Below are 24,745 nucleotides of genomic sequence, written 5' to 3'. Positions count from 1 at the left end.
AACGTGACGTCGCCCGCGTCCGTTGCGGAAGCCGGCTCTGCAGCACCCAACCGGCTACCCATGCCACGACGAACGTCGCGATCACCGCCGGCACGAACTGCGCGGCGCCTGCGTGTCCAGCCCAGAACCTCGACATGATCGCCATGGCGCGAACTCCCTTCCCGGATCGACGGTAGCCACACAATCCCCGCCCTTCGCCAGTGGACGGCAAGCGGAACGCAAAAAACGTGATTTGCCGTGCGCTAACCCACGGTTCATGAACCGCGCATCTACGGCCGCTTAGCGTGACGGGAGGGATGCCACTCGACTGTCGACGAAGGACTTGTACGTCTTGCCAACCTCGCTCGCCTTGCCGCTGACCGATCCGGCAGCGCTCCTGACGACCTTCGGCGCGCTGGGTGTGTTCCTTGTGATGTTCGCCGAAACCGGGTTGCTCATCGGGTTCTTCCTGCCCGGTGACTCCCTGCTGTTCACCGCCGGAGTGCTCGCCGCGACCGCTACCACCTCAGCGGTGCACCTGTCGTTGCCTCTGGTCATCGTGGCCGCGGCGCTCGGAGCCATCCTCGGCGCCCAGACCGGGTACGTCATCGGCAAACGGGGCGGCACAGCGGTGTTGCGGCGGATCCGCAACCGGCACGTCCACAACGGCGTCGAAAACAGCGCCAGGGTGCTCGAGCGCTACGGCCACGGCAAGGCGATCGTGCTCGCCCGGTTCATCCCGGTCGTGCGCACCGTGCTCAACCCGCTCGCGGGCATCACCGGCGTGCCGGTCGGGGTGTTCACGCTGTGGCAGGCGATCGGCGGTCTGGTGTGGACGATCGGGGTCACCATGGCCGGGTTCCTGCTCGGGTCGTCCGTCCCGAACATCGACCAGTACCTGCTGCCGGTGATCGCCGGCATCGTCGTCCTGTCGCTGCTCCCGGTCGCCCGACAGGTCTACCTGGCGCGCAAGAGCGCGACCGGTGATCGCCGGTGATCGCCTTGGCCGCGATCGACGACGGCTGGTACTCCGCGACGATCGACTTCGCGCAGCGGACACCGTGGCTGCAGGAGCCGATGGTGCTCTACAGCGACTACGGTGTGGTGCTCTTCGGCGCGCTGATGGTGCTCGCCTGGCGCCTCGCCAACAAGGGTGCACCAGTCACCTGGAAGACGGTCCTGTGGCCGCCCGCGACGGTCCTCGTTGCCTATGCGGTCAGCAACCTGGTGAAAATCATCGTGCGGGAACCACGCCCCTGCCTCGCGCTGCACGGAGTCGTGACCGTGGCGCCGTGCGACTTCGCCACCGACTACAGCTTTCCCAGCAACCACGAGGTGATCGTCGCCGCGGCCGCCGTCGTGATCATGATCCTGCACCGTGGACTCGGCGTGCTGGCCGTCCTGCTGGCGGTCGTGATGGGCTACAGCCGGGTCTATGTCGGCGCGCACTACCCGCACGACGTCCTCGCCGGATTCCTACTTGGTGCGGTGGTCGCCGGCGTGCTCGCGGTAGTGGTCGCGAAGTGGCCCGACGGTGAGTTGCTGCGCTCGCGCCCGGCCGACCAGGGGAGCGAGCGCGCCGAGCGTGGCGTGCCACGCATCGGGCGCTGACGTGCAGTCCGAGTCGTGCAGCAGCACTGTGCCGCCGGCCAACTGGTGGCCCACGGTGTGCAGTACCGAGGCCGGAGTGGCGCTCGCGGTCCAGTCGCGGCCCCACGAGGTCCACAGAACGGGTGTGAGGCCGAGTTTGCGGGCCGCGGTGAGCGCGCTGCCCGTGAGGACGCCGTAGGGCGGCCGGTACCAGGACGGGGGAGCGCCGGTGACCTCGGCGATGAGGTCGCGCCCCCGTGCGAGGTCGCTGTAGGTGCTTCTCGGTCCGCGCGCGAGCAGCATCCGGTGATCCCAGCCGTGCAGGCCGATCTCGTGGCCCGCCGCGACGAGTTCACGCCCCAGGTGCGGGGTGATCGCCAGCATGCGGCCGAGCAGGAAGAACGTGGCCCGGACGCCGAGCCGGTCGAGTTCGGCAAGGAATGCCGGTGTCGAACGGGAGTCCGGGCCGTCGTCGAAGGTGAGCGCGAGGTGCGCCGGGTCGCCGATGCCAGACAATCGCGGGAACGCCACACGGCGCAACGGGGCAATGGTCGTCAGGGCGGGGACTGCGTGTGCGGCCAGCGCCACGGCCGCGAACCGGCTGATCACGCGCGGGACTCCTTCGTTTGTTTCGCCATGGCTGTCAGCCGCTCGACCGGGTCGACCCCGACAATGCCTTGCCGAGGGTCCTTCGTGCGGTTCGCGGTCAGAGCGGTGGTGAGTGCCTCAACCAGACCGGAAGGGTCTCGCACCCACGGGATCCAGGTCGAGTCGGCGAGCCCGGCCGCGTTCATCGCACCGTGGCCGGGCAGGCAGCGGTAGGTGAGGACCGGCAAGCCGCAGGCGATGGCCTCCACCGAGGACAGCCCGCCCGCGTTCTGCACCACGACGTCGCAGGCACGCATGAGTTCGGCCATCGCGTCGGTCCAGCCGACCGCTATCGCCGTGCCGGCCGCGGTGAGCTCCACGGCCAGCCGGGTGTTGCGGCCGCAGGCCACCACCGGGACGACAAGGCCAGTAGCCGCCAGATCCGCCGCCGCGGCGACAACCTCGCCGACGCCCCAAGCACCCGCCACCACCAGGGCCAGCGTCGCCCGAGGCGGCAAACCGAACCGTGTCCGCGCGTGCACTTGATCCCGAGCTGTCCGCACCGGGTGAAATGCCGGGCGGACAACCGGTCCGGTGACCTCGACCGCCGTGGCGCCGTGTGCGCGCGCCTGCTCGGCCGCGACCTCGTGCAGTGCCATGTAGGCGGACACCCCCGTATCGATCCACAGTGGATGCACCGCCATTTCGGTCAGCACCGCTACCGCCGGGACGTCGAGCTTGCCCCGGCGGCGTAGCCGTCCCAGGGCTTGCGCCGCGAGGGGGTAGGTCGTAACGACCAGATCGGCTCCCGCGCACACGCGACGCAGGCGTCGCGACGAGCCAACGGCCGCCCAGAACACAACAAGCGCGCGGAGGACCCGGCTGCGTCCCAACGCGCGCAGCAGGTATCCCCACGACGCCGGTGCCACGTCCAGTTGCCGCCGGTACGCGCGCTTGAGCAGCGATCCGCCGGGCCATACCGACACGAAGTCGACGTGGTCGGCGGTCATGCCCGCTGACTCCAGCCTGCGCCCGAGTTCGTGAGCGACGCCGTCGTGCCCGTCGCCGACGCTCGCCGAGACAACGACGATTCGGGTGGGAGCTGTTGTCGCACCGCGCATCCACGACCTCCGTCGGCTCGGCGGCCGCTGCCGACGGCCCACCATGGACGGTATGGATGCGCGGGTGTTGCCCGGACCAGATGGCGGTTAGCGCGTGGCAAAGTCGGTTCGGTTACCGCGACTCCACTTCCGCGACCTTCGTGCGTAGACGGCGATGATCCCGTCGGCTGCGTTCGATGTGGACGGTGCGCCTCAGGCGGTGACCCGTCATCGCTGAGCCGTCGCCGCGACCGCCGGCTGCTCCTGCTTCTTGACGGGCGCTTTGCGCTTGCGCAGGAACAGCGGCAGCACGACGGCGATGTAGACGATCCACGCGATCGCCTGCAGCACGGTCGTCTGCGCCGAGTAGTTGAAGACGCCCTTGAGCAGCGCGCCGTACCAGGAGTCCTCGGGCATCGGCCCGGACAGGTCGAACGCGAGCGTGTGCAGGCCCGGCAGGACGCCGCCCTCCTGCAGGTCGTGCAGGCCGTAGGCGAGCACCCCGGCCGCGACGAAGATCAGCAGGGCGCCGGTGATGGTGAAGAACCTGCCCAGGTTGATCCGCAGCGCGCCCTTGTACAGGGCGAACGCGAGCACGACCGCGACGGCGATGCCGACCAGGAACCCGATCAGCGGCCGGCTGGTGCCGGAGGCGGATCCTTGTGCGGCGGAGTAGAACAAGGTGGCGGTCTCGAGGCCTTCACGGCCGACCGCGAGGAAGGCCATGACGGCGACTGCCCACGGCCCGACCTCGAGGGCCGTGCCCAGTTTGCCGCGCAGTTCGGTGCTGATCGTCCGCGCGGCCCGGCGCATCCAGAAGATCATGCCCGTGACGAAGGCGACGGCGATCAGGGACATGGAGCCGCCGAAGACTTCCTTCTGCTCGAACGTCATCTGGTGCTGGGTGAAGGTGATCAGCCAGCCGAACGCCGCCGACAGGGCGACGGCGACCAGCACGCCCAGCCACACCCAGGGCAACGAACCGCGGCGATCGGCCTTGACCAGGAAGGCGACCAGGATGCTCACGACGAGCGCTGCCTCCAGGCCTTCGCGGAGTCCGATGAGGGCGTTGCCGAAGACCATACGTGCTCCAGTCCGAAGGGGTGCTCGTGACTCGTCGGAGCCTATGAAGTACAGCCTAACCTAACCACCCTCTGGCGGACATTTTGCCGTCGGCTTACCGAGGGCTAATCGAGTCGGGGAACTTCGTCGGCGAGCCGGAGCAGCCCGGGCAGCCGGGGCAGTTCGATAGCGATCACCACCGCGGTCCCGCCGGTGCGACCGCGGTCAGAGGTTGGTGGCTGATTCGCTGTTCGAACAACGAGAACACCGCATCGGCTCGGTTGTGGCGGTGGTGTGACCCCGCTGTGAATTCAGTCCGGGCGGTCGCAGCCGGTCAACTTCACACCGCATGAGGTGACGTTGCGCGAACCGGTAAACGGGGGACAGCGGTCTGCGACTTTCGGTTGACGATCGCAGGCACCTGTCCGCCCATGGTCTGACGCGACCGGGTGCATCGCCCTCCTACCGTCACGTCGATATCCCGATCGGAAGGCAAAGCCCGTGATCGAGGCGCAAGGCTTGACCAAACGCTATGGCGGCAAGACCGCTGTGTCCGACCTGACGTTCGATGTCCGGCCCGGGATCGTCACCGGGTTCCTGGGACCGAACGGGGCCGGCAAGTCCACGACCATGCGGATGATCGTCGGCCTGGACACGCCCAGCGCCGGCACGGTGACGGTGAACGGGAAGCCCTACGCGGAACACCGTGCACCGCTGCGCGAAGTCGGTGCGCTGCTGGAGGCGCGGTCGATCCACACCGGACGCAGTGCGCGCAACCACCTGCTGGCGTTGGCGGCCACCACCGGTATCCCGGTGCGGCGGGTGGACGAGGTATTGGAGCTCGTCGGGCTGGCCGAGGTCGCGGGCAAGCGGGTGCGCGGCTTCTCGCTGGGCATGGGGCAGCGTCTGGGCATCGCGTCGGCGTTGCTGGGCGACCCGCACACGCTGGTGCTCGATGAGCCGGTCAACGGTCTCGATCCCGAGGGCATCCTGTGGATCCGCACGCTGTTGCGGTCGCTGGCGGCCGAGGGGCGCACCGTGTTCGTGTCCTCGCACCTGATGAGCGAGATGGCGCTGACCGCCGAACAGGTGATCATCATCGGTAAGGGGCGGTTGCTGGCCGACGTCGACGTCTCCGAGGTGATCACCGGGTCGTCGCGCAACGTCGTCAAGGTCCGCACCCCGAAGGCGGCCGAGCTGCGCGAGCTGCTTGCCCGACCGGCCGTGACGATCGCCAGCAGCGCGGCCGACCGGCTCGAGGTGACCGGGCTCAGCAGCGACGAGATCGGCACGGCCGCGCTCGAGCACGGCATCCCGGTGTTCGAGCTGACCCCGGTGCTCGCGTCGCTGGAAGAGGCGTTCATGGAACTCACGCGGGACTCCGTCGAGTTCGGGATCACCGCTCCCGCGATGGAATCCGTGGAATCCGCAGGAGGGCAGCGATGACTGCGGTGCAGGAAATGTCGGATTCCGGACCCGCGTACACGCGGGCGTCGACGGGCTCGGGTGAGGTGACCCAGTGGCGCACGATCCGCGCGGAGTGGGTGAAGTTCCGGACCCTGTGGTCCAGCGTGCTGGTCATGGTGATCGCCGTGCTCGGCATGATCGGCGTGGGCCTCGTGGCGAGCTACTTCATCAACGCCGATTGGGGTCATCTGCGTGCTCGGCAGATCGCCCGGTTCAACCCGGTGGTCACCAGTCTCGACGGCTACAACATGGCGCAACTGGCGATCGGGACGCTGGGCGTGCTGCTCGTCACGGGGGAGTACTCGACCGGCCTGATCCGGGCCACCATGGCCGCGGTGCCGGCTCGGCTGCCAGTGCTGTGGGCCAAGCTGACCGTGTACACCGGGATCACGTTCGTGCTGATGATGGTGAGCTCGTTCGTCGCGTTCCTCGGCGGCCAGGTCCTGCTGGGCAGCCACAGCACGACCCTGGACGCGCCCGGTGTGCTGCGCGTGGTCGTGGCGACCGGCGTCTACCTCACCCTGGTGGGGATGCTCGGGGTGGCGTTCGGTGCGCTGATCCGCAACACGGCGGGCGGGATCGCCGCGTTGTTCGGGGTGCTGCTGGTCCTTCCGGCGATCATGGAGGTACTACCGAGCACCTGGCAGGACGTCATCGCGAAGTACTTGCCCAGCAACGCCGGGCAGGCGGCGTTGTCGGTGACGCTCGATCCGGCGATGCTCGCGCCGTGGGTCGGCATGGCGGTGTTCGCCGTGTATGTCGTGATCGGCATGGTGGCCGCGGCGGTGCTCCTCAAGCGCAGGGACGTGTGAACCGGTGCGGGCGCCGTACAGCGGGCTCACAGGGTGATGTGCTGTGCTGCTCCCCGTGGTTCAGGACGCACTGACGGTGCGATCCCAGCGTCGGCTCGCTGCCCGGTCCGAACTCCTGGAATGGGCGGCGGTGGCCGCGCTCGCGCTGGTGCTGCTGCGACACGATCTCGCCGAGGGACCGCCTGCCTATCGGTGGGTGTTCACGGTCTGTCTGCTGGCGCCGTTGCTGTGGCGGCGACGGGCGCCGCTGACGGTCTTCGCTGTGGTCGCCGCCGTGGCCGCCGTGCAGTGGTGGCTCGACGTGGTGGCACTGGCCGACATCGCACTGCCGGTCGCGTTGTACGGGGTGGCGTCACGGGACGGACGGGCGTGGCCGGTCGCGGGTGGCGCGGTCGTCATGGAGGTGGGCGCCGTGCTCGCCGCGCAGCGCTGGTCGCCGGCGGGCAGCGAATGGACGATCTTCGTGCTGTTGTCCGGCACGACCGTGGCCGCGCTCGCGACGGGTCTCGCCGTGCGTACCCGGGCCCAGTACGTCGCGGCGCTGGTCGACCGCGCGGCGCGGGCCGAGCGGGAACGCGACCAGCTGGCCCGGATCGCGGTGGTGACCGAGCGGGGCCGTATTGCGCGCGAGATGCACGACATCGTCGCGCACACGTTGTCGGTGATGATCGCGCTCGCCAACGGGGCCGCGTACACAATGGACAGCGAACCGGCGAAGGCCCGGTCTGCGGTGGAACAGGCCGCGCGGCTCGGTTCCACCGCACAGGCCGAGATGCGTCGGCTGCTGGGTGTGCTCCGGGTCGAGCCTGCCGACGGGTCGGCGCCGCAGCCGGACACGGCCTCGCTCGACGACCTGCTCGCTGCCGTTCGACTCGCCGGCTTGCCGACTCGGTTCGTGGTCGTCGGCAAGGCGCCGCAGCTCGCGGCGAGCGCGCAGCTCACCATCTACCGGCTGGTGCAGGAAGCACTGACGAACGTGGTCCGCCACGCCGGCCCGGGCGCGACGGCCACGGTCACGTTGTCCTGGCAGGACCGACGGCTGAACCTGGAAGTCGTGGACGACGGCCACGGCGGCACCGGCAACCCCGGGCACGGGCTGACCGGGATGCGGGAACGCGCGGCGTTGTTCGGCGGCGAGCTCGACGCCGGGTCGGGTCCTGACGGTGGCTGGCGGGTGCACGCCGTGCTCGACTTCGCGGAGCCGGCGCCGTGACTGTCCGCATCCTGCTCGCCGACGACCAGCCGTTGCTGCGCATGGGTTTCGCCATGGTGCTCAACTCGCAGCCGGACCTGCAGGTGGTCGGCGAGGCAGCGGACGGCGGGCGGGCGGTCGCAGCGGCGCTCGAACTGCGGCCCGACGTCGTGCTCACGGACATCCGCATGCCCGGCATGGACGGTATCGAGGCCTGCCGCGAACTCGTCACCGTGTTGCCGTCCTGCCGCGTGGTTATCCTGACCACGTTCGGGCTTGACGAGTACGTGTTCGCCGCCCTGCGCGCCGGGGCCAGCGGGTTCCTGCTCAAGGACTGCCCGCCCGAAGAGCTGCTGGCCGGGATCCGCGCCGTCGCCGACGGGGACGCGGTGATGGCGCCGCGCATCACCCGGCGGCTGCTGGACACCGTGGTGCACCATCTGCCCGAAGCCGCGGCGCCGGTGCACCAGGACCTGGCGCGGCTGACCGACCGCGAGCGGGAGGTCCTCGAGTCCGTGGCGGGCGGGCTGGCCAACGCCGAGATCGCCGGCAAGCTGCAGGTGTCCGAGGCGACCGTGAAGACCCACATCGGCCGGATCCTGCACAAACTCGAACTACGCGACCGCGTGCAAATGGTCATTTTCGCATACGACACAGGAATTGTCCGTCCGTCGTAACTCGCACGTTCACACCCGAAGGATATTTGCATGATGAGCAGCTCTGCCCTGTCGGCGCCTACGGTGACGCGCACTCTGCGCGTACCGGAGATAACCGCGTACTTCTGGATCATCAAAGGATTGTCGACCGCGCTCGGCGAGTCGGCGTCGGACTACATGGTCCGGGCGCTGAGCCCCGTCATCGCCGTAGCACTGGGTTTCTTGGCTTTCGTCGCCGCTCTGATCGTCCAGTTCTCGATGCGCCGCTATGCCGCCCCGGCGTACTGGACGGCCGTGGTGATGGTCGGCATTTTCGGGACAATGGCCGCGGATGTCCTGCATGTCGGGTTCGGTGTGCCCTATTTCGCGTCAGCCACTCTCTACGCCGTCGTCCTCGCCGCTGTGTTCGTCATCTGGCAGCGGACCGAGAAGACCTTGTCTATCCACGCCATCGACTCGTGGCGCCGCGAGGGGTTCTACTGGGCGGCCGTCGTGGCAACCTTCGCGCTGGGCACGGCCGTGGGCGACCTGACGGCCGTGACGCTGAACCTGGGTTACCTCGTCTCGATCGCGTTGTACGCCGGGCTGATCATGGTGCCCGCGGCAGGTTTCCGGTGGCTGAATTGGAACCCGATCCTCAGTTTCTGGGCCGCCTACGTGCTCACCCGCCCACTCGGCGCGTCCCCCGCCGACTGGCTGGGCAAGCCGACCGACGCAGGCGGGGTCGGCGTCGGCAGCGGCTGGATCAGCCTGGTGCTCGCCATGGCGATCGTCGGCGCCGTTTCCTACCTCACCACGACCGGAGTCGACCGGCCTGGTAGGCGAGAACTCCGTCCAACTAGTCGGACTCGGTGAGCGCCGGCGAATCGCGCTCCTGCTGTGGAGAAGCGTCGGTTCGTGTGCCCGCACTGCCACGCTTCCGCCCAGCAGGACTGGTCGGACCGGCTATATCTAGAACCGGCTACGAGGAGCTACGGCCGACGGTACCGTCGGGCAGGAGCGCACCTGGCGGATCATCGACTGAAACATCCCGGGGAGCTGGTAACTGGCTGCGTGACGGGTCGGTTGGTTGCTATCGGATACGGCCATTTAGGCACCTACTGACGCACGGTTCCTCAAGCCGTTCGTCCACTAATGACTCGACCGTTCCATTTGGGACTGTCGACCCGCCGCCATTCGAGGCTTGCGTTCCCCTGAAAAGAGACAATATCTAGCCAATTATGGTCTTCTTGGACGAGCCGTATAACGACCGTAGCCGCTTCAGCGACGTGGAGGCACCGGTGTGCTCGGTTGGGCGCATCCTCGGCGCTTGGAGGCTCCCGTGCGCGCTCGGTTGTTCGCAGGCAGTGTTGTGGCGACATGCGCAATCGTTTTGGCCGCTCAACTACCGGCCAGCGGTGCTCCGAGCGATTCGCCGACAACCACGAGCAGTCCGCCCTCGGCGGCCGTGCCCCCGACGACCGCGACATCGACCGAGCCGGCTCCTGCACCCTCGACAACGAGGTCGACGGCTACCCAGACCGCGCCTGGCGCTGGACCCGACCGGCCGGTCCCAGGCTCGCATCCGCTCCACGCCTCCGCGACCTTCTCGGGCTCGGCTCAGGCTCGACCGTTGGTGGCGCCTCGGGCTGTGGCCGCGCCTGGTGTGCCGTTCACGGAGTGCCCGGCCATTGGACTGGACACCAGTTGCGGGGTCTTGATCCAAGTGGCGGACGGGCAGACCAACATCTACAACGACGCCAGCCAAGGTCCGTACGACGGCGCTGACGACACCTTGACCGGAGTGGTCAATAACTCGAGTCGCCCAGTTAGCAGTTTGCAGCTGTCATCTAATACCGACTTGTTTGGCTTCGATGGCGACGGCTTGTGCACGGTATCGCCCCAACCTGACGGATGTCCGTTGGGCGTGACGGGCTACGAGGGGCCAAACACGAGCTTCTCCAACGTCTCGGCCGATGCCACCGGGGGCGTTGTCAACTTCACGACGCCGTTGCAGCCCGGCGAAACCGCTTACTTCTCGCTCGAGGAGGCGCTGACGGCCACGGCGGTGTTCTCCGGCGGGCCGAGCGTCACGGAGCAGGGTGGAGCGCCGAACCCGTCGGAGCATGCCTCGGTCTGCTACGCCAAGGCTCCTATCAACTGTGCGACTGGCGTGTTTGTTCACCAGTTCAACGACATCACCGTGCCGGGGCGCGGCACAGCCCTGACCTTCGCGCGCAGCTACAGCTCGGCGGACGCAGCAATCGACGGCCCGCTTGGCTTTGGCTGGTCAGACGGCTACGCGATGTCGCTGGCCACCGACGCCACCGGCAATGTGGTCGTCCGGCAGGAGGACGGCTCGACGGTGTCGTTTACCGCCAACGGTTCGGGCGGCTTCGTCGCCCCGCCGCGAGTACTCGCCACGCTGACAGCTGATGGCTCCGGTGGCTACGACTTCACCCGACGCAGTACCCAGGTTCGCTACAGCTTCAGCTCCACCGGGCAACTAATGGAGGAAACGGACCTCAACAACAACGTCACACACTTGACCTACAGCAACGGCCATCTGGACACCGTGACGGACCCGGCCGGTCGGACGCTGCACTTCGCCTACACCGGTTCGCGTATCGCCTCCATCACCGACCCGATGGGCCGCACCGAGTCCTTCAGCTACGACACGGCAGGGAACCTGGTGTCGGCGGCAGATCGCGCCAGCCGAATCTGGCACTTCACCTACGACGCCAGCCACCAGCTGTTGACCATGACCGACGGTCGAGCCGGCACCGTCACGAACACCTACGACGCCAGCGGCCGGGTGATCGCACAGGCGGACGCGGCCGGCCTCAAGACCACCTGGGCCTATACCGGTGATCCGACTTCACCCTCCGGCGGCTCCACCACCATGACTGACGAGCACGGCAACCAAACCGTGTCGACCTACGCCAACCTGGAACTGACTTCTGTTGTTCATGCGGCAGGCACGGCGGCTGCGGCCACCACGAGCTTCACCTACGACATCGCGACGCTGGGCCGTACGACAGTGACTGACCCGGCCGGTCACGTCACCATCAACCAGTACGACCGAGCAGGCAACCTCACGGCCACGACCACGCCAGCTGGTGAGACCAGCAGCTACGGCTACAACAGCTTGGCTGAGGTGACTTCCAAGACCACACCAGCTGGCGAGACCACGTCGCTGGCCTACGACAGCGCAGGCAACCTGACGACAGTAACCGACCCGCTCGGCCACTCCACCACCTACAGCCACGGTGATAGTGGCCATCCCGACGACGTCACATCGATCACCGACCCGGACGGCCGCACCAAGACCATGGCCTACGACGCAGCCGGTGATGTGGTCTCGGTCAGCGTCTCGCCCACAGCCGGCCACACGGACACCACGCTCGCGGTGTACAACGCGGACAGTGAGCGGACCTGTCAGACCGCGCCCGCAGCCACCGCCGCAGGCACCCGCTGCCCGGACACTGGCGGATCCCACACCGCCAACACCACCATGTGGAACTACAACCCGGACGGCGACCTCACCGACTTGACCGACCCGCTCGGCCACGTGGGCACCAACGACTACGACGCCAACGGCAACCTCGTACGAGCGGTCGATCCACTGGGCAACATCACCACCACCAGCTACGACGCCGACAACCGGACCACAGCCACAACCAAGGGGGTCGGCACCGCCGCGCCGTCGACGACGACCTTCGCCTACGATCTCGCGCCCGGCAGCGGGGCCTGCACAGCATCAATCACCGGGGCCTCCTACTGCGGGACCGCCACCGACCCCAACGGTCACCTCACCGTCGACTACTTCAGCGTCCGCGACCAACTGCTCGCCGAAGTGCGACCCGGTAACCAGACCACAAGCCACGCATACGACCTGGCAGGCAACGAGTCCACGCGCACCGACCCTGCTGGCAGAACCACCAGCTACACCTACGACGCCGACAATCGCCTGACCAATCTGTCCTACGACGGCACGACCCCCGCGGTCAGCTACAGCTACGACACCGACAGCCGCCGCATCGCGATGGCCGATGGCACGGGTACGACCACCTACGCATACGACCCGACCAGTCGACCAACCTCCATCACCGACGGCCACGGCAACCTGCTCAGCTATAGCTATGACGGCGCCGGCAACAACGTGACCTTGACCTACCCCAACGGCCACACCGTCTTGCGCGGCTTCGACGGCGCCGGACGACTCAACTCGACAACCGACTTCACCGGACACACCAGCACCTTCAGCTACGACCCCGACGGCAACCTGACCACAACGACCTACCCGAATGGCGACACCGTCAGCGCGCAGTTCGACGCCGCCGACGAGCTCACCGCCACACAAGCCGCATCCACTGCCAGCACCAGTACCCCGCTGGCATCACTCACCTACACCCGCGACAGCGCCGGCCAGGTCACCCGCGAGACAGCAAGCGCCGCACTCACCGGCACCAACACCTACGGTTACACCGCCAAGCTCGAACTCGCCAACGCCAACGGCTCTGCCTACACATACGACCTATCCGGCAACCCCACCAAACTGGGCACCGCCGTCACCCAAACCTTCGACAGCTCCAACCAACTCACCGCCACCACCTCCGCAACCACCACGACGCACTACGCCTACGACGCTAACGGCAACCGGACCAGCGCCGCACCGGACGCGGGCACCGCTTACACCTACAGCTACGACCAAGCAAACCGACTGACGACGGTCACCAGCAGCACCGTGACGGCTCCTCCAGTTCTCATCGCAATCACGCCTCAGTCCGGGCCTACCACCGGCGGTACAACCGTCACGCTCACTGGCACCGGGTTCAGGGGTGCCACCGCGGTGAGCTTCGGGCAGACCGCTGTGGCGTTCTCGGTCGCTTCGGACACAACCATCACCGCGGTCTCACCGTCCGGAACGGGCACCGTCGACGTCACCGTGACAACTCCCGTCGGGAGCACCGCCTTGACCCCGGCTGACCGCTTCACGTACACGACGAGCCCTGGTGCCAAGCCAACTGTGACCCTCGTCGTGCCGAACCGCGGCCGTACCACCGGCGGTGACCTGGTGGCCATAGCCGGCACCCACCTCGACCACGCAACCGCCGTCCACTTCGGGCCAACAGCCGCGCGGTTCTTCCAATCTCCGTGGTTGCCCAACCTCATCCTGGCCGCCTCTCCACCCGGCCATGGCACGGTCGACATCACCGTGACCACCGCCGCGGGTACCAGCCCGAAGACCTCGCGAGACCGCTTCACCTACCTGTCGTACCGCAGCAACCTCCCCCTCTCCGACCAGTGGAAAGTCCCAGCCAACTACCGCACCACCGCCACGCCACTACCGAAACCCGCAACAGCACCACGAGTCGCCACCGCGCCGAGCGCAACGGTCGCGACTTACACGTACAACGGTGACGGTCTCCGTAGCACCAAGCAGACTGGTCCGACGAGCCAGACCTTCGTTTGGGATCCCGCCGGTCAACAACCACAGCTGCTGCTCGACGGCAGCACAGCCTTCATCTACGGACCAGACGGCCACGTCATCGAACAGATCGACAGTACCGGTGCCGCCAGCTACTACTTCCACGACCAACTTGGCTCCACCCGGGCACTACTCGGCAGCGACGGCAAGATCAGCGCAACCTTCGCCTACGACGCGTTCGGCCGCACCACCAGCCAGATGGGCACGAATCAAACACCGCTGCAATTCGCAGGGGGCTACCGCGACGGTGAGACAGGCTTCATCTACCTGATTAACCGATACTACGACCCAGCGACTGGACAGTTTCTAACGGTCGACCCCGCGCTCGATGTATCACTCTCGGCCTATGACTACACAGAAGACAACCCAGTCAATGAGACCGACCCGACAGGATTGTTCCTCCATATTGCCCTCGGCGCCGCCGTTGGCGCGTTTGCCGGAACGATCGTCGGAGCTGGCGGCTACCTCGTCGACGTCGGATTCGGCGGAGAGAGCTTCAGCTGGCGAGGGCTGGGCGGGGCGACCGCAGGTGGCTTCGTCGGTGGCGCTGCAGCTGGCTCCTGTGAAGCCGCTTCGCTTGGAACCGCGACACCATTGTGTCTTGCCATCAGTGGAGCCGGCGGCGAGCTCGTAAATCAGACGATTACGGGACGGTTTGATCCGTGGGGTTTGGCAACCGCAACGGTATTTAGCAGTCTTGTTCCCAATCCATTCAAGCTCATTGGACGTCGCCCAACAAGTCTGACGAATATCTGGAAGACCGGCGTCAACACGTGGCGGATGTTTGGCAACGACTTCTTCGACTCGATAGGCGACTCTGTCACTCAGCGCCTCCTACGGCGGGGCTCAACCTGCTGATCTATGGTGACAGTTCGGGGAACCCCGCGCCGGTTCTTGGAGCCCGGATGAGCTGGGATAACGGAGCTGCCCAAGGCGAGTTTCCGCTGACGGCCATCGTCGGCGCCTGGCCGACCGGGCACCTGGTACTACCGCGGCCGCCCGCACCTCTGCGCTACGCCTCGCTCGTGCACGACGGCGCGGAAGTCGAGTCGCCACCATCGTCGAGCTGCCTGCCAGTCAAGATGCCGCCGACCCAGCCACCGGTATCACCGGCTGGGCTGACTACACCGAGTACGGCACACCCCGCGACCCCGCCGCCACCGCTGCGGTCGGCGGGGACCGCGGCTACGGCTGGCTCGGCGCCAAACAGCGTTCCACCACCGACACCTTCTCCGCCGGCCTGACCCTCATGGGCGACCGGCTTTACAACCCGGCCACCGGGCGCTTTACCAGCACCGACCCCGAACCCGGAGGCAGCGACACCAGCTACGCCTACCCGACCGACCCCATCAACGCCTACGACCTCAACGGACACTGGTGGCACTGGATCAGCAGCGCGGCACACGCCGTAGGCCGCGGCCTATCCAACGCTGGGCGCTGGGCGTGGCAGCACAAATGGGAGATCGCCACCGGTGCACTCGCAGTAGGCTGCGTGTTCATGACTGCAGGTGTGTGCATGGCTTGCCGGGGGTGGGCTACTGCTCGCCCAGACTATTCACGAGCGCGTCACTACAGGACGAGTTAATTGGACGAACTTCGCGTTCAATGCAGCATCGACGTTTGGTGGCGGCCTGCTTGGCCGAGTTCTTGCACGGGGCTGGCGATTGAGAAACGTCGTCCGGGAGCCGCGATGGGGTGCCGTGCGATACCGTCGGGCTGGCGCTGCTCGGCATCGAGCCCCGATTCACTGGGGTCGATCCGGTAGGAACCTAGGTTACAACGCGGCCATCAGTGGGCTCTCTCTGTCGGCTGGGACATTGTGGAACGGGCGGAGTAGGCACGCATGGTGAAGATAAAGCGTGCTGATCGTGTCCTTAGAAGGCGCGGAGGCGCGGCATTCGGACTACTGGTGATTGTTGGTGCCCTTGTCGGCGTGGTAGTTGGCCTCGTCAAGACAATTACTTCCACAACTATGGCCGATCAGTGGCAGTTTATAGCTGCCACGTTGCCGGTGATCTGGCTTGTGTGGCTGGTAGGACCTCATCCGCGGATCATTCTCTATGACGATACGCTCGTCGCAGTCAATTGGTTTGTTCGGTACGAAATTCCTTGGGCAGTCGTAGATTCGATTGATGCGAAAGGGTGATTGTTGATCAAATTGCGTAACGGTCAGGTGGTCAAGCCCGTGAGCGGTGCTCATGCGCTGATCAGCAACTGGCTCGAGGACGATACTCAGTCACGGATGAGAAACGTGATAATTCAGGCAAAAGATGGAGCTGAAGCTTGTGAACAGGCGCGAGTCAAGACGAGGCTCGACATCGTGCCGCTCTTTCCCCTTGTTGTAGGAGTCGTGCTAGCCCTTATAGGGTGGTCTGCCGTCCGCTAGGATCACGGCGGTAACCACTTCGGCGGCCTCGTTGGCGGCGCCTCCACAAATCTCACCAGTGGACGCTTCATCAGTATCGGCTCCCGAACCCGGCGGTAGCGACACCACCTACGGCCACCCCGCCGACCCCGCCAACGCCTACGACCTCAACGGACACTGGTGGCACTGGGTCAGTGGCGCCGCACATGTCTTCGCCCGCGTCTTCGGACGCCGGTGCACTTTCACTACCACCTTTTCGTAGGACGGCGTGGTCACACATGGGCGACCCAGCAAGGTGGCTCGCGCAAGACGCCCTGGAGCGCCTGGCGTTGCCGTGGCTCGATCGCAAAAGAGCGAACATTGCGAGACGGCGATATTCGACCTATGAGGATTCGTCGCTGAAGCCAAGCGCAGACGGCCCTCTGAGCATCGTGGTGCGAGACTATGGCATGAACGACAGGGGGTTTGATGTTTTTGTTGGTGAAATACCTGAGCCATTCGAACTCGACGACAACGACAAGCGGGATCGACAGGAATTTGAGACCTTGGTACGGGCGGTGTTGGAAGGCAGGGTCACGATCACCGTGGCGCGTACGCCGCTTGGTCAACGCATACGCGAAGTGGCATGGGACGACAACAGTTGGTCTGTTCCCAGGTATTTGAGCTTGTCCGCTGTCAGGCTTAGTGTGCACAGCCGGGTATTTCCTGCGTACTGACCCGGACCGACACTTTCCGCTGGACCCACCCCTCGCGGGCCGTCAGCAACGTCGGCCGGGCGCTGAGCATGACATCCCCCGTGCGAAGTCACCTACCGCTGCGCTCGCCGTAGGCTGCGTATTCAATGACGGCAGACGTCTGCATAGCTGCTAGGGCGGAGTGCTCCTAGCGCACACCTTTCACGAGCGCTTCACCGCCGGGCGAGTTAAACTGGGCCAATCTCGCGTTCAACGCCGCATCAACTTTTTGAGGGCGGCCTTATCAGTCCAGTCCTTGCGCTGGTTGGCTCGCGAGGAACGTTATCGAGGAGCTTCGATGGATCGAGTCGGAGGTCGGCACGAGTCTGGCTCCAGGCCGGCATCGAGCATTCACTGGGGTCGAATCGGTAGGACCTAGGCTACGACGCGGCAATCAGCGGCTTGTCCCTGGACATACTCCCGGACTGTGCGCGCTGGGTCATGTGTCGAGGATGGCAGCTCGTGCTGCTGCGGCGAGGATGGCTTGAGTTCGGGTGTCGAGGCCGAGTCGGTTCCAGTGAAATATCACGAGATAGGTCATGATTTCGCGGATTCCGCGCTGCAGGGTGCCGTTGAGGGCTGCCGCACCAAGGGCGATGCCGGCATGCCGGAATGCGTGGACCCACTCGAGGGCTGCGGCAAGTGGGTGATCGTTGTCGATCACCGAGCCGCCGACGGTGAGGTCGGCGAGGAGAACGGATTTCATCTGGTTGGCCAGCGCAGTGACTTTGCCGGGCTGGATGTCGCTGGGTAGTGGGCGGGATTGGGTGATGCGGTGCCAGACGTCGCCTTGCTCGTGCCACTCGAGGCGGGCTGCGCGCATCAGGGTGCTGCAGAGCAGGAGGGTCAGTTCGCGTCGGCCAAGGGGGATGTGGGTGTCGCCGAGGTGGGTAAGGATGGCGTGGCTGTCGGCGCTGAACAGGCTGTGGAGGGCGTTCATGGCGTGGTCGCCGCCGAACGCGGCTGTTTCGGGTTCGTAGATGCCCGGCCACCAGCTGTGGATGTGGCCGTGATGGGTGAGCTTGTCGAGGTCGCCGACGAGGTGTTGTTCGACTGCGTTTGTGGTTGGAGCGGCGGGGCCGGGCTGGAGGCGAAGTCGCCAGCAGGGGTGTTTGCGGATGAACCACCAGTCGGTGATCCAGTGACGGTTTCGAGCGTGGTTGAGCAGCGGCAGGAGATGGGTCCGAGCAGTGTGTTCGGCCTGGTCCCAGTCAGCGAAGCGGAGGTAGACCTGCCACCAGCCGGGGTTGGCGTGTTCGTGGAGCGCACGGCGGCCGGCTTGGCGGTACACCTCTACGGCGTCGCGGAGCGAGGTGGCGTCGATTCCGGCGGCTGTGGCAGCGACGGCGAGCGATGTGCCGGTCAGGACGTGACCCACCGCGGTCTCGATCACGGTCACGGTGTCGTTCAGCGTCTCGGTCGTGTCTTCGGCAGGAGTGGTGGCGGCGGTGGTCAGTTGATCAGCAGACATGCGTCCCATCCGGAGCGTGGAGCGGTGTTGTGGGTGGCGGTGTGCAGGGCGAGTGCGAGACCGGCGGTTCCGGTGAGGAAGGTCGGGTCGCCTGGCCGGGTGGTAGGGCGGCTGACGTACTGGCTGGCCTGGCGGGTGAGTTGCGTGGTCAGGTTCGGCAGGTGGTGGGGGAGGTCCGAGGTGGTGGCGTCCTGGGCGGCTCGCCACACGGTTTGGTAGAGGCCGGCCCAGCCGTGGCAGAGGCCGACGTCGGAGAGGTGGGCGAGCTGGTGGCTGTCACTGATGCAGCCGACGAGGACGTGTTCTGCGCGTCGTTGGCGCGCAGTGTCACCAGTGGCGATGGCGGCGATCTGGAGAGCGCGGACGATGCCGGGGGTGCCGTAGCACCAGCTCGGTCGTGGGGGTCCGGGTTGGAGTGGGTGTCCGGTGTGGATGTCGTCGTGGGTGATCCATGTGGGCCACCAGTTCCTGCGCAGTGGGCCGGCTGGGTTGGGGGTGGTCTGGCTGGGGTTGTCTTGTTGCCAATGGTCGAGGTGAGCGCCCAGGGTTGCGATGGCGTCGTGGTGGCCGTCGACGGTGACGCCGCGGCGCAGGGCTGTGCCGAGGAACGCGAGCACGCCGGCGATGCCGTGGGCGAGGCCGTGGTTGGCGTGTCCACCCGGTGTCGGTAGTGCGGGGTCGGGGTGGTGGTCGACCCACCATCCTGGTCGTCCGTCGCTGCGGGGGTGGGTCAGGCGGATCAGGTAGCGGAGAACCCGGGAGAGCGCGTTGGCCTGGGACATGCAAGCGGCGGGTGCGCGGTAGAGGAGCAGGCGCCCGATGCCGGTGAGTCCCCGGATCACGTCGTAGTCGGCGAAGCTGGTCGATTCGCCGCGGTCAAGGCGTGCCGTGGCGGCGTCCACGCGCCGGTGCGCCAGGGCCTCGACATGAGCGTCCAGAGTGGACAATGCCTTGTGGTAGCGGCCGGCATGGTCGATGTTGTCGCTGTTGGCGGCGTGCAGGAGGAAAGCGATGGCGGGCGCACCGAGGTAGAGGCCGGTGTCGTCGGCTGCGCTGATGTCGCAGGCGGTCGCGGCGCGTATCCAGGCGTGGGCGGTGCTCCATGATCCGGTGCCGGTTAGTGCGCGTTCGACGTGCAGCAGGGCGATGCCGGCCGTTCCGCGGTCCAGCGACTGTTCTCGCCCGGCGAGCTCGCGCGTGTCGGCGGGACCCGATGGGGGAGTGGCCAGTGCCGTAGCAAGGGTGTGGACCAAGGAATCGGCCTGAACGGCGGTCGCCGTGGGAGTGGCGTCCGGTGTGGAGGTTGCCATGGTGTAGGCGGTCATGGGGCGTTGCGCCGTCCGAGTGCGAGGCGACGTTGAGCGACAGCTCGGGCGAGGCGGAAGGTGACCTTCTCCACGCCGGGGTCGACGCTCACGGCACGCAGGTGATGCTCGTGCAGCAGCGCCGGCAAAGCCGGCCGAATGTCCGCCGAAAGCCCGGTGCTCGTGCTCGCGGAACGTGACGGGCTGAGGAGCTGGTCGCGATAGGCGGCGAGCGCGGTGCGGCGGTGGTCCCAGGCTCGCGCGATCGCGTCGGTGGGTGGGTGCGGTCGTCCGGCGGCGGTGACCATGGCCAGTGATGTCGCGCTGAGTTGGACGTCGAGCCGGCCGTGCTCGCGAGGCAGTGTGTCGACCAGCAGTTGTAGGCCCTCGTCGGGGGTGGCGACCAGTGCCGCGGCGAGGTCGGTCAGCGACACGGCGGCGATCGCCTGGTTCGCCAGTCCGGTCCGGTGCGCCGACGTCAGCTGAGCCAGAGCGGCGGCCGAGTCACGGGCGCGGATCTCCTCGAGTGCTTCGTCGATGGGATCGGCGATGGCCGCGGCGTGATGGGTTGCGAGGGTCAGGTCGGCCAGCAGATCGACGGCACGCAATCGGGCCGCCCAGTCCGCGAGCTGAGCCGCGACGATCGGGTAGTCGGCAGCGGTGTGCAGCCGCAGGCACAGGGCGAGGTGTTGGTCGCCGTCAGGACGGGAGCGGTCGTGATGGCGCCAGAACCACCAGCGGCGAAGCGGACTCTGCAGGTCCGCCAGGAAGGCGTGCAGATCATGGAGGGCGTCGTCGAAACGCTGCGGATGGCCGTGCACGTGCGCGCGCAGCACCGGCGACCGTCCCGGCAGAGCAGCGTCGGACCGAGCCACCACACGCAGCGGCGTGCTTGCGCGGGGCGTGCTGGCGCGGAGCGTGGCGTCCTGGTGGGTCGCGGTGAGCGGGATGACCAGTTCGCAGGGTCGGCCGGCCCAGCCGTGGCTGTCGGAGGCTCCGGTTTCCCGCAGCTCGATCCGTCCAGAGCGGTTGCGGTGCAGGCGCGCGCGCAACAGGGCTCGGTCGCGATGGTCGGTGAGGTCGAGGGGCAGGCGGCGGTCGCTTTCGCAGAGCAGCACCGTCGTCGGGACGTGCCAGCGGTCACGCCAGTCGTCGAGTGCGTGATCCCAGGTGGTGAGGCTGTGCTCGGCGGATGGGGGTAGGTCGGAGGTGGTGAGCAGCCAGCGGGCTGCGGCGAGCACGATGCGGCCGTGGCGAAGGCGGGGCAGGAACGGCAGGTCGTGGGCGGCGCCGAAGCCGGGCGGGCCGAAGGCGCCACAGCGTGCGGACGCCGCCTCGGCGAGGAACCGAGCCAGCGGCGGGGTTTGTGTGGTCGCTTCGAGAGCGTGCGGGATATGGGGCTGGATTTCTTGTCCGGTCGAGAGTCGCACCAGCAACAGGTGCCGGGCGTCGGCGGTGACCCCGACATCGTCGATACCGATCCTGGTCTCGGCCTGGGATCCCGTGGCGGGCGACACGTCGCGGTCGTAGGCGGCGTGTTCACCGAGGTGCATGACGTAGGGCAGCAGTTGGGGTGCGCGGGTGATGTTCTCATTGCCGAGTCGCCGCGGTGCGAAGGACAACTGCGTGGGTAGAGAGTCCCGCGCGGTGTCCTTGCCGGCGGGATCGTTGAGGTAGCTGGCAACGAACTGGTGGCGGTCGTGCTCGGTGAGCAGGTGGGCGAACCGAGCGGCGGCAGAGTTGGTGTGCATCGGCGCGCCCACTATCCACAGCTGGAACCGGCCGCGTGTCACCGCGTCGAGCGACGAGGCATGGACCTGGCAGATCAACTCCACTCGGCGCGGTGGTACGAGCTTGTCGTGATCACCCACCCGGAGATCGCGGATCGTCTGCTCGGTCAGCGCGATCTCGCTGCGGCCGTCGAGAGCTGCCTGCTGGATCAGGGTCAGCAGGGTGGTGTCCCGTTCGGTCAGCAGGTACGCGGGGCGGGGCCGCGCCGCGGCGAGGAACCCGGTGGGGTAGCCGAGACCGGAGTCGGCGACCAGGTCGCGGACACCGACGACCACGCCGACGCCATATCGGTCGAGGAATCGTGCGTGGTAGTCCCGCCAGATCGGGTCACCGAACGGATAGGGGGTGAGCCGCAACAACGTGGTGGCCGCGTTCTCGGCTTCGTGCACCACGGATCGCGGGAGTGTGATCTCCGCGTCGAGCGCGACGTCCACAGCGATGACCCGCCCCGGAACGCGGTGTGCGGCGCGCATCTTGGCTGTGACCGCGTCCAGAGCGGTCACGGTGTTATCGGCATGACCGGTGTCATCGGTCGTCTCGTCGGTTGGTTTCCTGGATGTCAGCGAGCGGAGTTGTTCTCCGATGGTCGCGAGTTGGCGGCGGTGACCGGCGAGTTCAGGAAGGTCGGCGAGATCGAGCGCGTCGAGCTCGCGGATCAGATGGTCCAGCGGGTCTGCGCTCGTCATCGGGGCGCGCAGGCTGCTGATCAGGACACCAATTTCGATCAACTCAGCCAGCAGATGACCTATCGCAGCGGCCCCGGCCTGCGCGAAGCGGTGCTGGAGGGGCCGGATGAGATCGGCGACAAGGACCGGACGGTGCGCGAGCTCCAGGGCGGCGCTGACCGGCCGGGTGCAGCGGACCGAGGCTTCCAACGCTGCCGGCGCTTGAGGTGTGCGTTCATCCGGTCGGGTGGGCACCACGAATCGGTCGCCGCGGTGGTATCCGGCGTCATTGGCGACCACTCGCAGCTGTGGCAGCAGATCAGGGTGGCGCTCCAAGGCGGTGATGACCCCGTCCATCCACGTCGCGTCGGGCCGGGCCACCGTCCGGTGCGCATCGCCGAACCGCACCGACGCCGACCGGGTTGCTGCCGCGCCGACGGTCACGGGCGCGATGCCCGCAAACAACCCGAACGGAGTTGCCCGCCGCTGCCAGCGACGCAGGTAGGACGAGACCGAAACCACCACACGCCGCATCTGCCGATCGTCGAATCGGTCGTCGTTTTGGTCACTGGATTGATCGCTGGCATCGTCGTGGGCGACGATCGCGTCGACCTTGCTGGCCAGCACTGGGCTGGCCACGCGCAGCGCGGCACGGACCTCGGGCCGCTTCCACAGCCGTCCCAGCCATGCTTTCCATTCCCGGACCGCACCGCGGGTCTCGTCGGCGTCCGCGCCGAGGTCTGCGTCAAGGCCGAGGTGGAGCGTGTTCGGTAGCTCGAGTCCGGGTGGGACGGTGCTGGCTCGGGCGAGTATCAGCCCGGTGTGCCGGAACCAGGGCGGGCGTGGACCCGTGGCTGAGGTTCGTGCTGCGTCCGCCGGGTCCACGTCGCCTCCCTTTGACCAGTGTTCGTTGTTGCTCTGGCGGGCTGGTCAGAGCGGTTGAGTGACGTGGCTGGTGCACGCGCTGCCGCAGGTGGAACCGCCGCAGTTGTCGCTGGTGCTGCAGGCCATCTTCGCCATGGGCAGGCTGTCGGTGATCACTCGCAGATCGAGCGTCAACTCGTTTTCGTCGACCGCGCTGCGCTCGCCGGGTGCGTGCTCGTTGGGCAGTGGTGTGACGGCCAGAGTCATGGCTGTTTCTCCCTCGTTGTGTGGGTGTGTGCCGGGTGACGGGACGGGATGCTATTTCGGGATGTTGTGCGGGTGTGGCCGGTTCGTGGTGGGCGGCCAGGAGATCGAGATGCGGCAACGGCGCTTGTCGATCACCAGCCCGTCCGGCAGCTCGTCGTCGGGGGTGTCCCGGGGCCAGATCGCGAAATCCGGGTCTGGGCCGCCGCGATACCGCTGGTCCCATACCTGTATTTGCTCGACCATGGCCTCTGCCAGGTCCTGGGCGTGGGGGCCGAAGGCGTGCACGCCGAGCTCTGATCCGCCCGCGGAGCGGCGGGCAACGAGGTAGGCGAACGAGTCAGGCAAGGCGACGGCGGAGTCGAAGAAAATGCAGCCTTGCTCGACCAGAACCGGCCGCTGGTCCTCGTCCGCGGCGAGTCGGCCGAACCCGGAAAAGGTCGTGGCCAGCCGCAGTTGCAGAAGATCCAGGGACTCCATGCCGCCGACCATCACTGCTGACCACGCGTCGACTCGCGACGTGTCCAGCGCACCCTCGAGGGCGGGACGCTCGGGGCCGGGCCATCCGTCGTCGAACTGAAGCTCGGCCTTGCCGTCTCGTATGGGCAGCATCTGTCCGCCGTTCGCGCCGGCGCCTTGCATCGCGACGAACCCGCACATCAGCGACGAGCGGCTGACCAGGTGATTCCCTTCACGCACGAGTTCGAGGGATCGGGTCAACCCGCGCATCCGCAGCGGCACCACCAGCCGGCCGCCCGGCGCCAGCTGCTCGACCCACGCCGGCGGGATGTCCCACGCGCCGACCGTGACGATGATCCGGTCGTAGGACGCGTGCTCCGGCACACCGTTATCGGCGTCCGCGAGCACGACCTGAACCCGCTGATAGCCGGCCGCGTCGAGGAGTTGCCGCGCTCGCGCGGTCACGTCCGGGTCGATGTCGACGGTGACGACCCGACCCTCCGGGCCGGTCAGCCAGCTCATCATCGCGGCGTTCACCCCGCCCGACCCGATCTCCAGTGCGCTCATGCCCGGCTGGATGTCGGCTTGCTCGAGCATCGAGCCCTGCAGCTGTGGTGAGGACACCGTGCTGATCGGCCTGCCCTGCTCGTCGTGCTTCATGTGCACGGCGTCGCGCGGGGCGTACGCCTTGTCCAGCGGTGCTCCCGGCGTGAACCAATGCCGCGGGACAGCGCGGAACACCTCGGCAACCCGATCGCTGCGCACCGCGCCCATCTCCCGCAGAGCACGAATCATCGCCTCGCGCGGTCCCTCACTCGCAGGATCAATCGACGCCGGCGTTGCCGGTTGTTCAGTGGAGCTCAAAACGGAATCCTTATCGTCGCCTATGGTATGGGCCGCCGCCGGAGAATG

The 24,745-nt window shown here is 67.1% G+C and carries 18 protein-coding genes and 1 pseudogene; 11 read left to right on the top strand and 8 right to left on the bottom strand.

Features of this window, described 5'->3' with window-relative positions:
* The first annotated feature begins 331 nt into the window (after positions 1-331).
* Positions 332-976: a DedA family protein gene (locus tag EV186_RS12235; protein ID WP_424982545.1), complete on the top strand. Its 645-nt coding sequence runs from the start codon at positions 332-334 to the stop codon at positions 974-976.
* 80 nt (positions 977-1,056) lie between these two features.
* Positions 1,057-1,443 (top strand): annotated as a pseudogene (locus EV186_RS39910) (phosphatase PAP2 family protein); the annotation flags it as partial.
* A 12-nt stretch (positions 1,444-1,455) separates the two neighbouring features.
* Here EV186_RS39910 and EV186_RS12225 read toward each other — a convergent pair.
* From EV186_RS12225 to efeU, 3 genes are all read right to left on the bottom strand, one after another.
* The gene (locus EV186_RS12225; RefSeq protein WP_208115576.1) at positions 1,456-2,178 is read right to left on the bottom strand and encodes a polysaccharide deacetylase family protein; all 723 of its coding nucleotides are present in this window, start codon (positions 2,176-2,178) and stop codon (positions 1,456-1,458) included.
* Positions 2,175-3,167 (bottom strand): MGDG synthase family glycosyltransferase, encoded by a 993-nt coding sequence (locus tag EV186_RS12220; RefSeq protein ID WP_243753990.1) that lies wholly within the window; start codon positions 3,165-3,167, stop codon positions 2,175-2,177. Before EV186_RS12220 ends, EV186_RS12225 begins: the two co-directional genes overlap by 4 nt.
* 318 nt (positions 3,168-3,485) lie before the next feature.
* Positions 3,486-4,340, bottom strand: coding sequence for an iron uptake transporter permease EfeU (gene efeU / locus EV186_RS12215; protein WP_133849345.1), 855 nt, complete (start codon positions 4,338-4,340; stop codon positions 3,486-3,488).
* A gap of 480 nt (positions 4,341-4,820) precedes the next feature.
* Between efeU and EV186_RS12210 the strand changes: the two genes are divergently transcribed.
* The 9 genes from EV186_RS12210 (at position 4,821) to EV186_RS12165 (ending at position 16,997) form a co-directional block, all read left to right on the top strand.
* Positions 4,821-5,765 (top strand): ABC transporter ATP-binding protein, encoded by a 945-nt coding sequence (locus EV186_RS12210; protein WP_133849344.1) that lies wholly within the window; start codon positions 4,821-4,823, stop codon positions 5,763-5,765.
* Positions 5,762-6,598, top strand: coding sequence for an ABC transporter permease (locus EV186_RS12205; protein ID WP_243753989.1), 837 nt, complete (start codon positions 5,762-5,764; stop codon positions 6,596-6,598). Before EV186_RS12210 ends, EV186_RS12205 begins: the two co-directional genes overlap by 4 nt.
* Positions 6,599-6,653: 55 nt before the next feature.
* The gene (locus EV186_RS12200) at positions 6,654-7,811 is read left to right on the top strand and encodes a sensor histidine kinase (protein ID WP_133849343.1); all 1,158 of its coding nucleotides are present in this window, start codon (positions 6,654-6,656) and stop codon (positions 7,809-7,811) included.
* Positions 7,808-8,467, top strand: a complete 660-nt coding sequence (locus tag EV186_RS12195) for a response regulator (RefSeq protein ID WP_133849342.1) — start codon at positions 7,808-7,810, stop codon at positions 8,465-8,467. Before EV186_RS12200 ends, EV186_RS12195 begins: the two co-directional genes overlap by 4 nt.
* Positions 8,468-8,497: 30 nt before the next feature.
* On the top strand, positions 8,498-9,301 hold the full coding sequence (locus EV186_RS12190) for a COG4705 family protein (RefSeq protein WP_243753988.1): 804 nt from the start codon (positions 8,498-8,500) through the stop codon (positions 9,299-9,301).
* 850 nt (positions 9,302-10,151) lie between these two features.
* On the top strand, positions 10,152-14,774 hold the full coding sequence (locus EV186_RS12180) for an RHS repeat-associated core domain-containing protein (protein WP_133849340.1): 4,623 nt from the start codon (positions 10,152-10,154) through the stop codon (positions 14,772-14,774).
* Between the two features lie 106 nt (positions 14,775-14,880).
* A complete protein-coding gene (locus EV186_RS12175; RefSeq protein ID WP_133850208.1) occupies positions 14,881-15,501 on the top strand; it encodes an RHS repeat-associated core domain-containing protein in 621 nt (206 codons plus the stop codon).
* A 258-nt stretch (positions 15,502-15,759) separates the two neighbouring features.
* Positions 15,760-16,062 carry a hypothetical protein gene (locus tag EV186_RS12170; RefSeq protein ID WP_133849339.1) on the top strand — a complete coding sequence of 101 codons (303 nt, stop codon included), beginning with the start codon at positions 15,760-15,762 and terminating at the stop codon, positions 16,060-16,062.
* Positions 16,063-16,559: 497 nt separating this feature from the next.
* The gene (locus tag EV186_RS12165) at positions 16,560-16,997 is read left to right on the top strand and encodes a hypothetical protein (RefSeq protein ID WP_133849338.1); all 438 of its coding nucleotides are present in this window, start codon (positions 16,560-16,562) and stop codon (positions 16,995-16,997) included.
* Between the two features lie 457 nt (positions 16,998-17,454).
* Here EV186_RS12165 and EV186_RS12160 read toward each other — a convergent pair whose 3' ends face one another.
* The 5 genes from EV186_RS12160 to fxlM are packed head-to-tail and all read right to left on the bottom strand — an operon-like array spanning position 17,455 to position 24,628.
* On the bottom strand, positions 17,455-18,486 hold the full coding sequence (locus tag EV186_RS12160; protein WP_133849337.1) for a thiopeptide-type bacteriocin biosynthesis protein: 1,032 nt from the start codon (positions 18,484-18,486) through the stop codon (positions 17,455-17,457).
* Positions 18,468-19,811 (bottom strand): lanthionine synthetase C family protein, encoded by a 1,344-nt coding sequence (locus tag EV186_RS12155; RefSeq protein WP_243753987.1) that lies wholly within the window; start codon positions 19,809-19,811, stop codon positions 18,468-18,470. Before EV186_RS12155 ends, EV186_RS12160 begins: the two co-directional genes overlap by 19 nt.
* Positions 19,808-23,131, bottom strand: a complete 3,324-nt coding sequence (locus tag EV186_RS12150) for a lantibiotic dehydratase (RefSeq protein WP_133849336.1) — start codon at positions 23,129-23,131, stop codon at positions 19,808-19,810. The genes EV186_RS12155 and EV186_RS12150 overlap by 4 nt, the downstream gene beginning before the upstream one ends.
* Before the next feature lie 45 nt (positions 23,132-23,176).
* Positions 23,177-23,377: an FxLD family lanthipeptide gene (locus EV186_RS12145; RefSeq protein ID WP_133849335.1), complete on the bottom strand. Its 201-nt coding sequence runs from the start codon at positions 23,375-23,377 to the stop codon at positions 23,177-23,179.
* Between the two features lie 51 nt (positions 23,378-23,428).
* Positions 23,429-24,628, bottom strand: a complete 1,200-nt coding sequence (gene fxlM / locus EV186_RS12140) for a methyltransferase, FxLD system (RefSeq protein ID WP_133849334.1) — start codon at positions 24,626-24,628, stop codon at positions 23,429-23,431.
* Between the last annotated feature and the right edge of the window lie 117 nt (positions 24,629-24,745).

It is taken from the genome of Labedaea rhizosphaerae (genome assembly GCF_004362825.1).
Taxonomy (GTDB): domain Bacteria; phylum Actinomycetota; class Actinomycetes; order Mycobacteriales; family Pseudonocardiaceae; genus Labedaea; species Labedaea rhizosphaerae.
Note: the sequence above shows the minus strand (reverse complement) of the source record. Positions and strands in the feature narration are given on the sequence as shown.

Coding starts and splice junctions, on each gene's coding strand:
- EV186_RS12220 (WP_243753990.1), bottom strand. CDS start 3,167: ATGACCGCCGACCACGTCGACTTCGTGTCGGTATGGCCCGGCGGATCG.
- efeU (WP_133849345.1), bottom strand. CDS start 4,340: ATGGTCTTCGGCAACGCCCTCATCGGACTCCGCGAAGGCCTGGAGGCA.
- EV186_RS12205 (WP_243753989.1), top strand. CDS start 5,762: ATGACTGCGGTGCAGGAAATGTCGGATTCCGGACCCGCGTACACGCGG.
- EV186_RS12190 (WP_243753988.1), top strand. CDS start 8,498: ATGATGAGCAGCTCTGCCCTGTCGGCGCCTACGGTGACGCGCACTCTG.
- EV186_RS12170 (WP_133849339.1), top strand. CDS start 15,760: ATGGTGAAGATAAAGCGTGCTGATCGTGTCCTTAGAAGGCGCGGAGGC.
- EV186_RS12165 (WP_133849338.1), top strand. CDS start 16,560: ATGGGCGACCCAGCAAGGTGGCTCGCGCAAGACGCCCTGGAGCGCCTG.
- EV186_RS12160 (WP_133849337.1), bottom strand. CDS start 18,486: ATGTCTGCTGATCAACTGACCACCGCCGCCACCACTCCTGCCGAAGAC.
- EV186_RS12155 (WP_243753987.1), bottom strand. CDS start 19,811: ATGACCGCCTACACCATGGCAACCTCCACACCGGACGCCACTCCCACG.
- EV186_RS12145 (WP_133849335.1), bottom strand. CDS start 23,377: ATGACTCTGGCCGTCACACCACTGCCCAACGAGCACGCACCCGGCGAG.
- fxlM (WP_133849334.1), bottom strand. CDS start 24,628: ATGATTCGTGCTCTGCGGGAGATGGGCGCGGTGCGCAGCGATCGGGTT.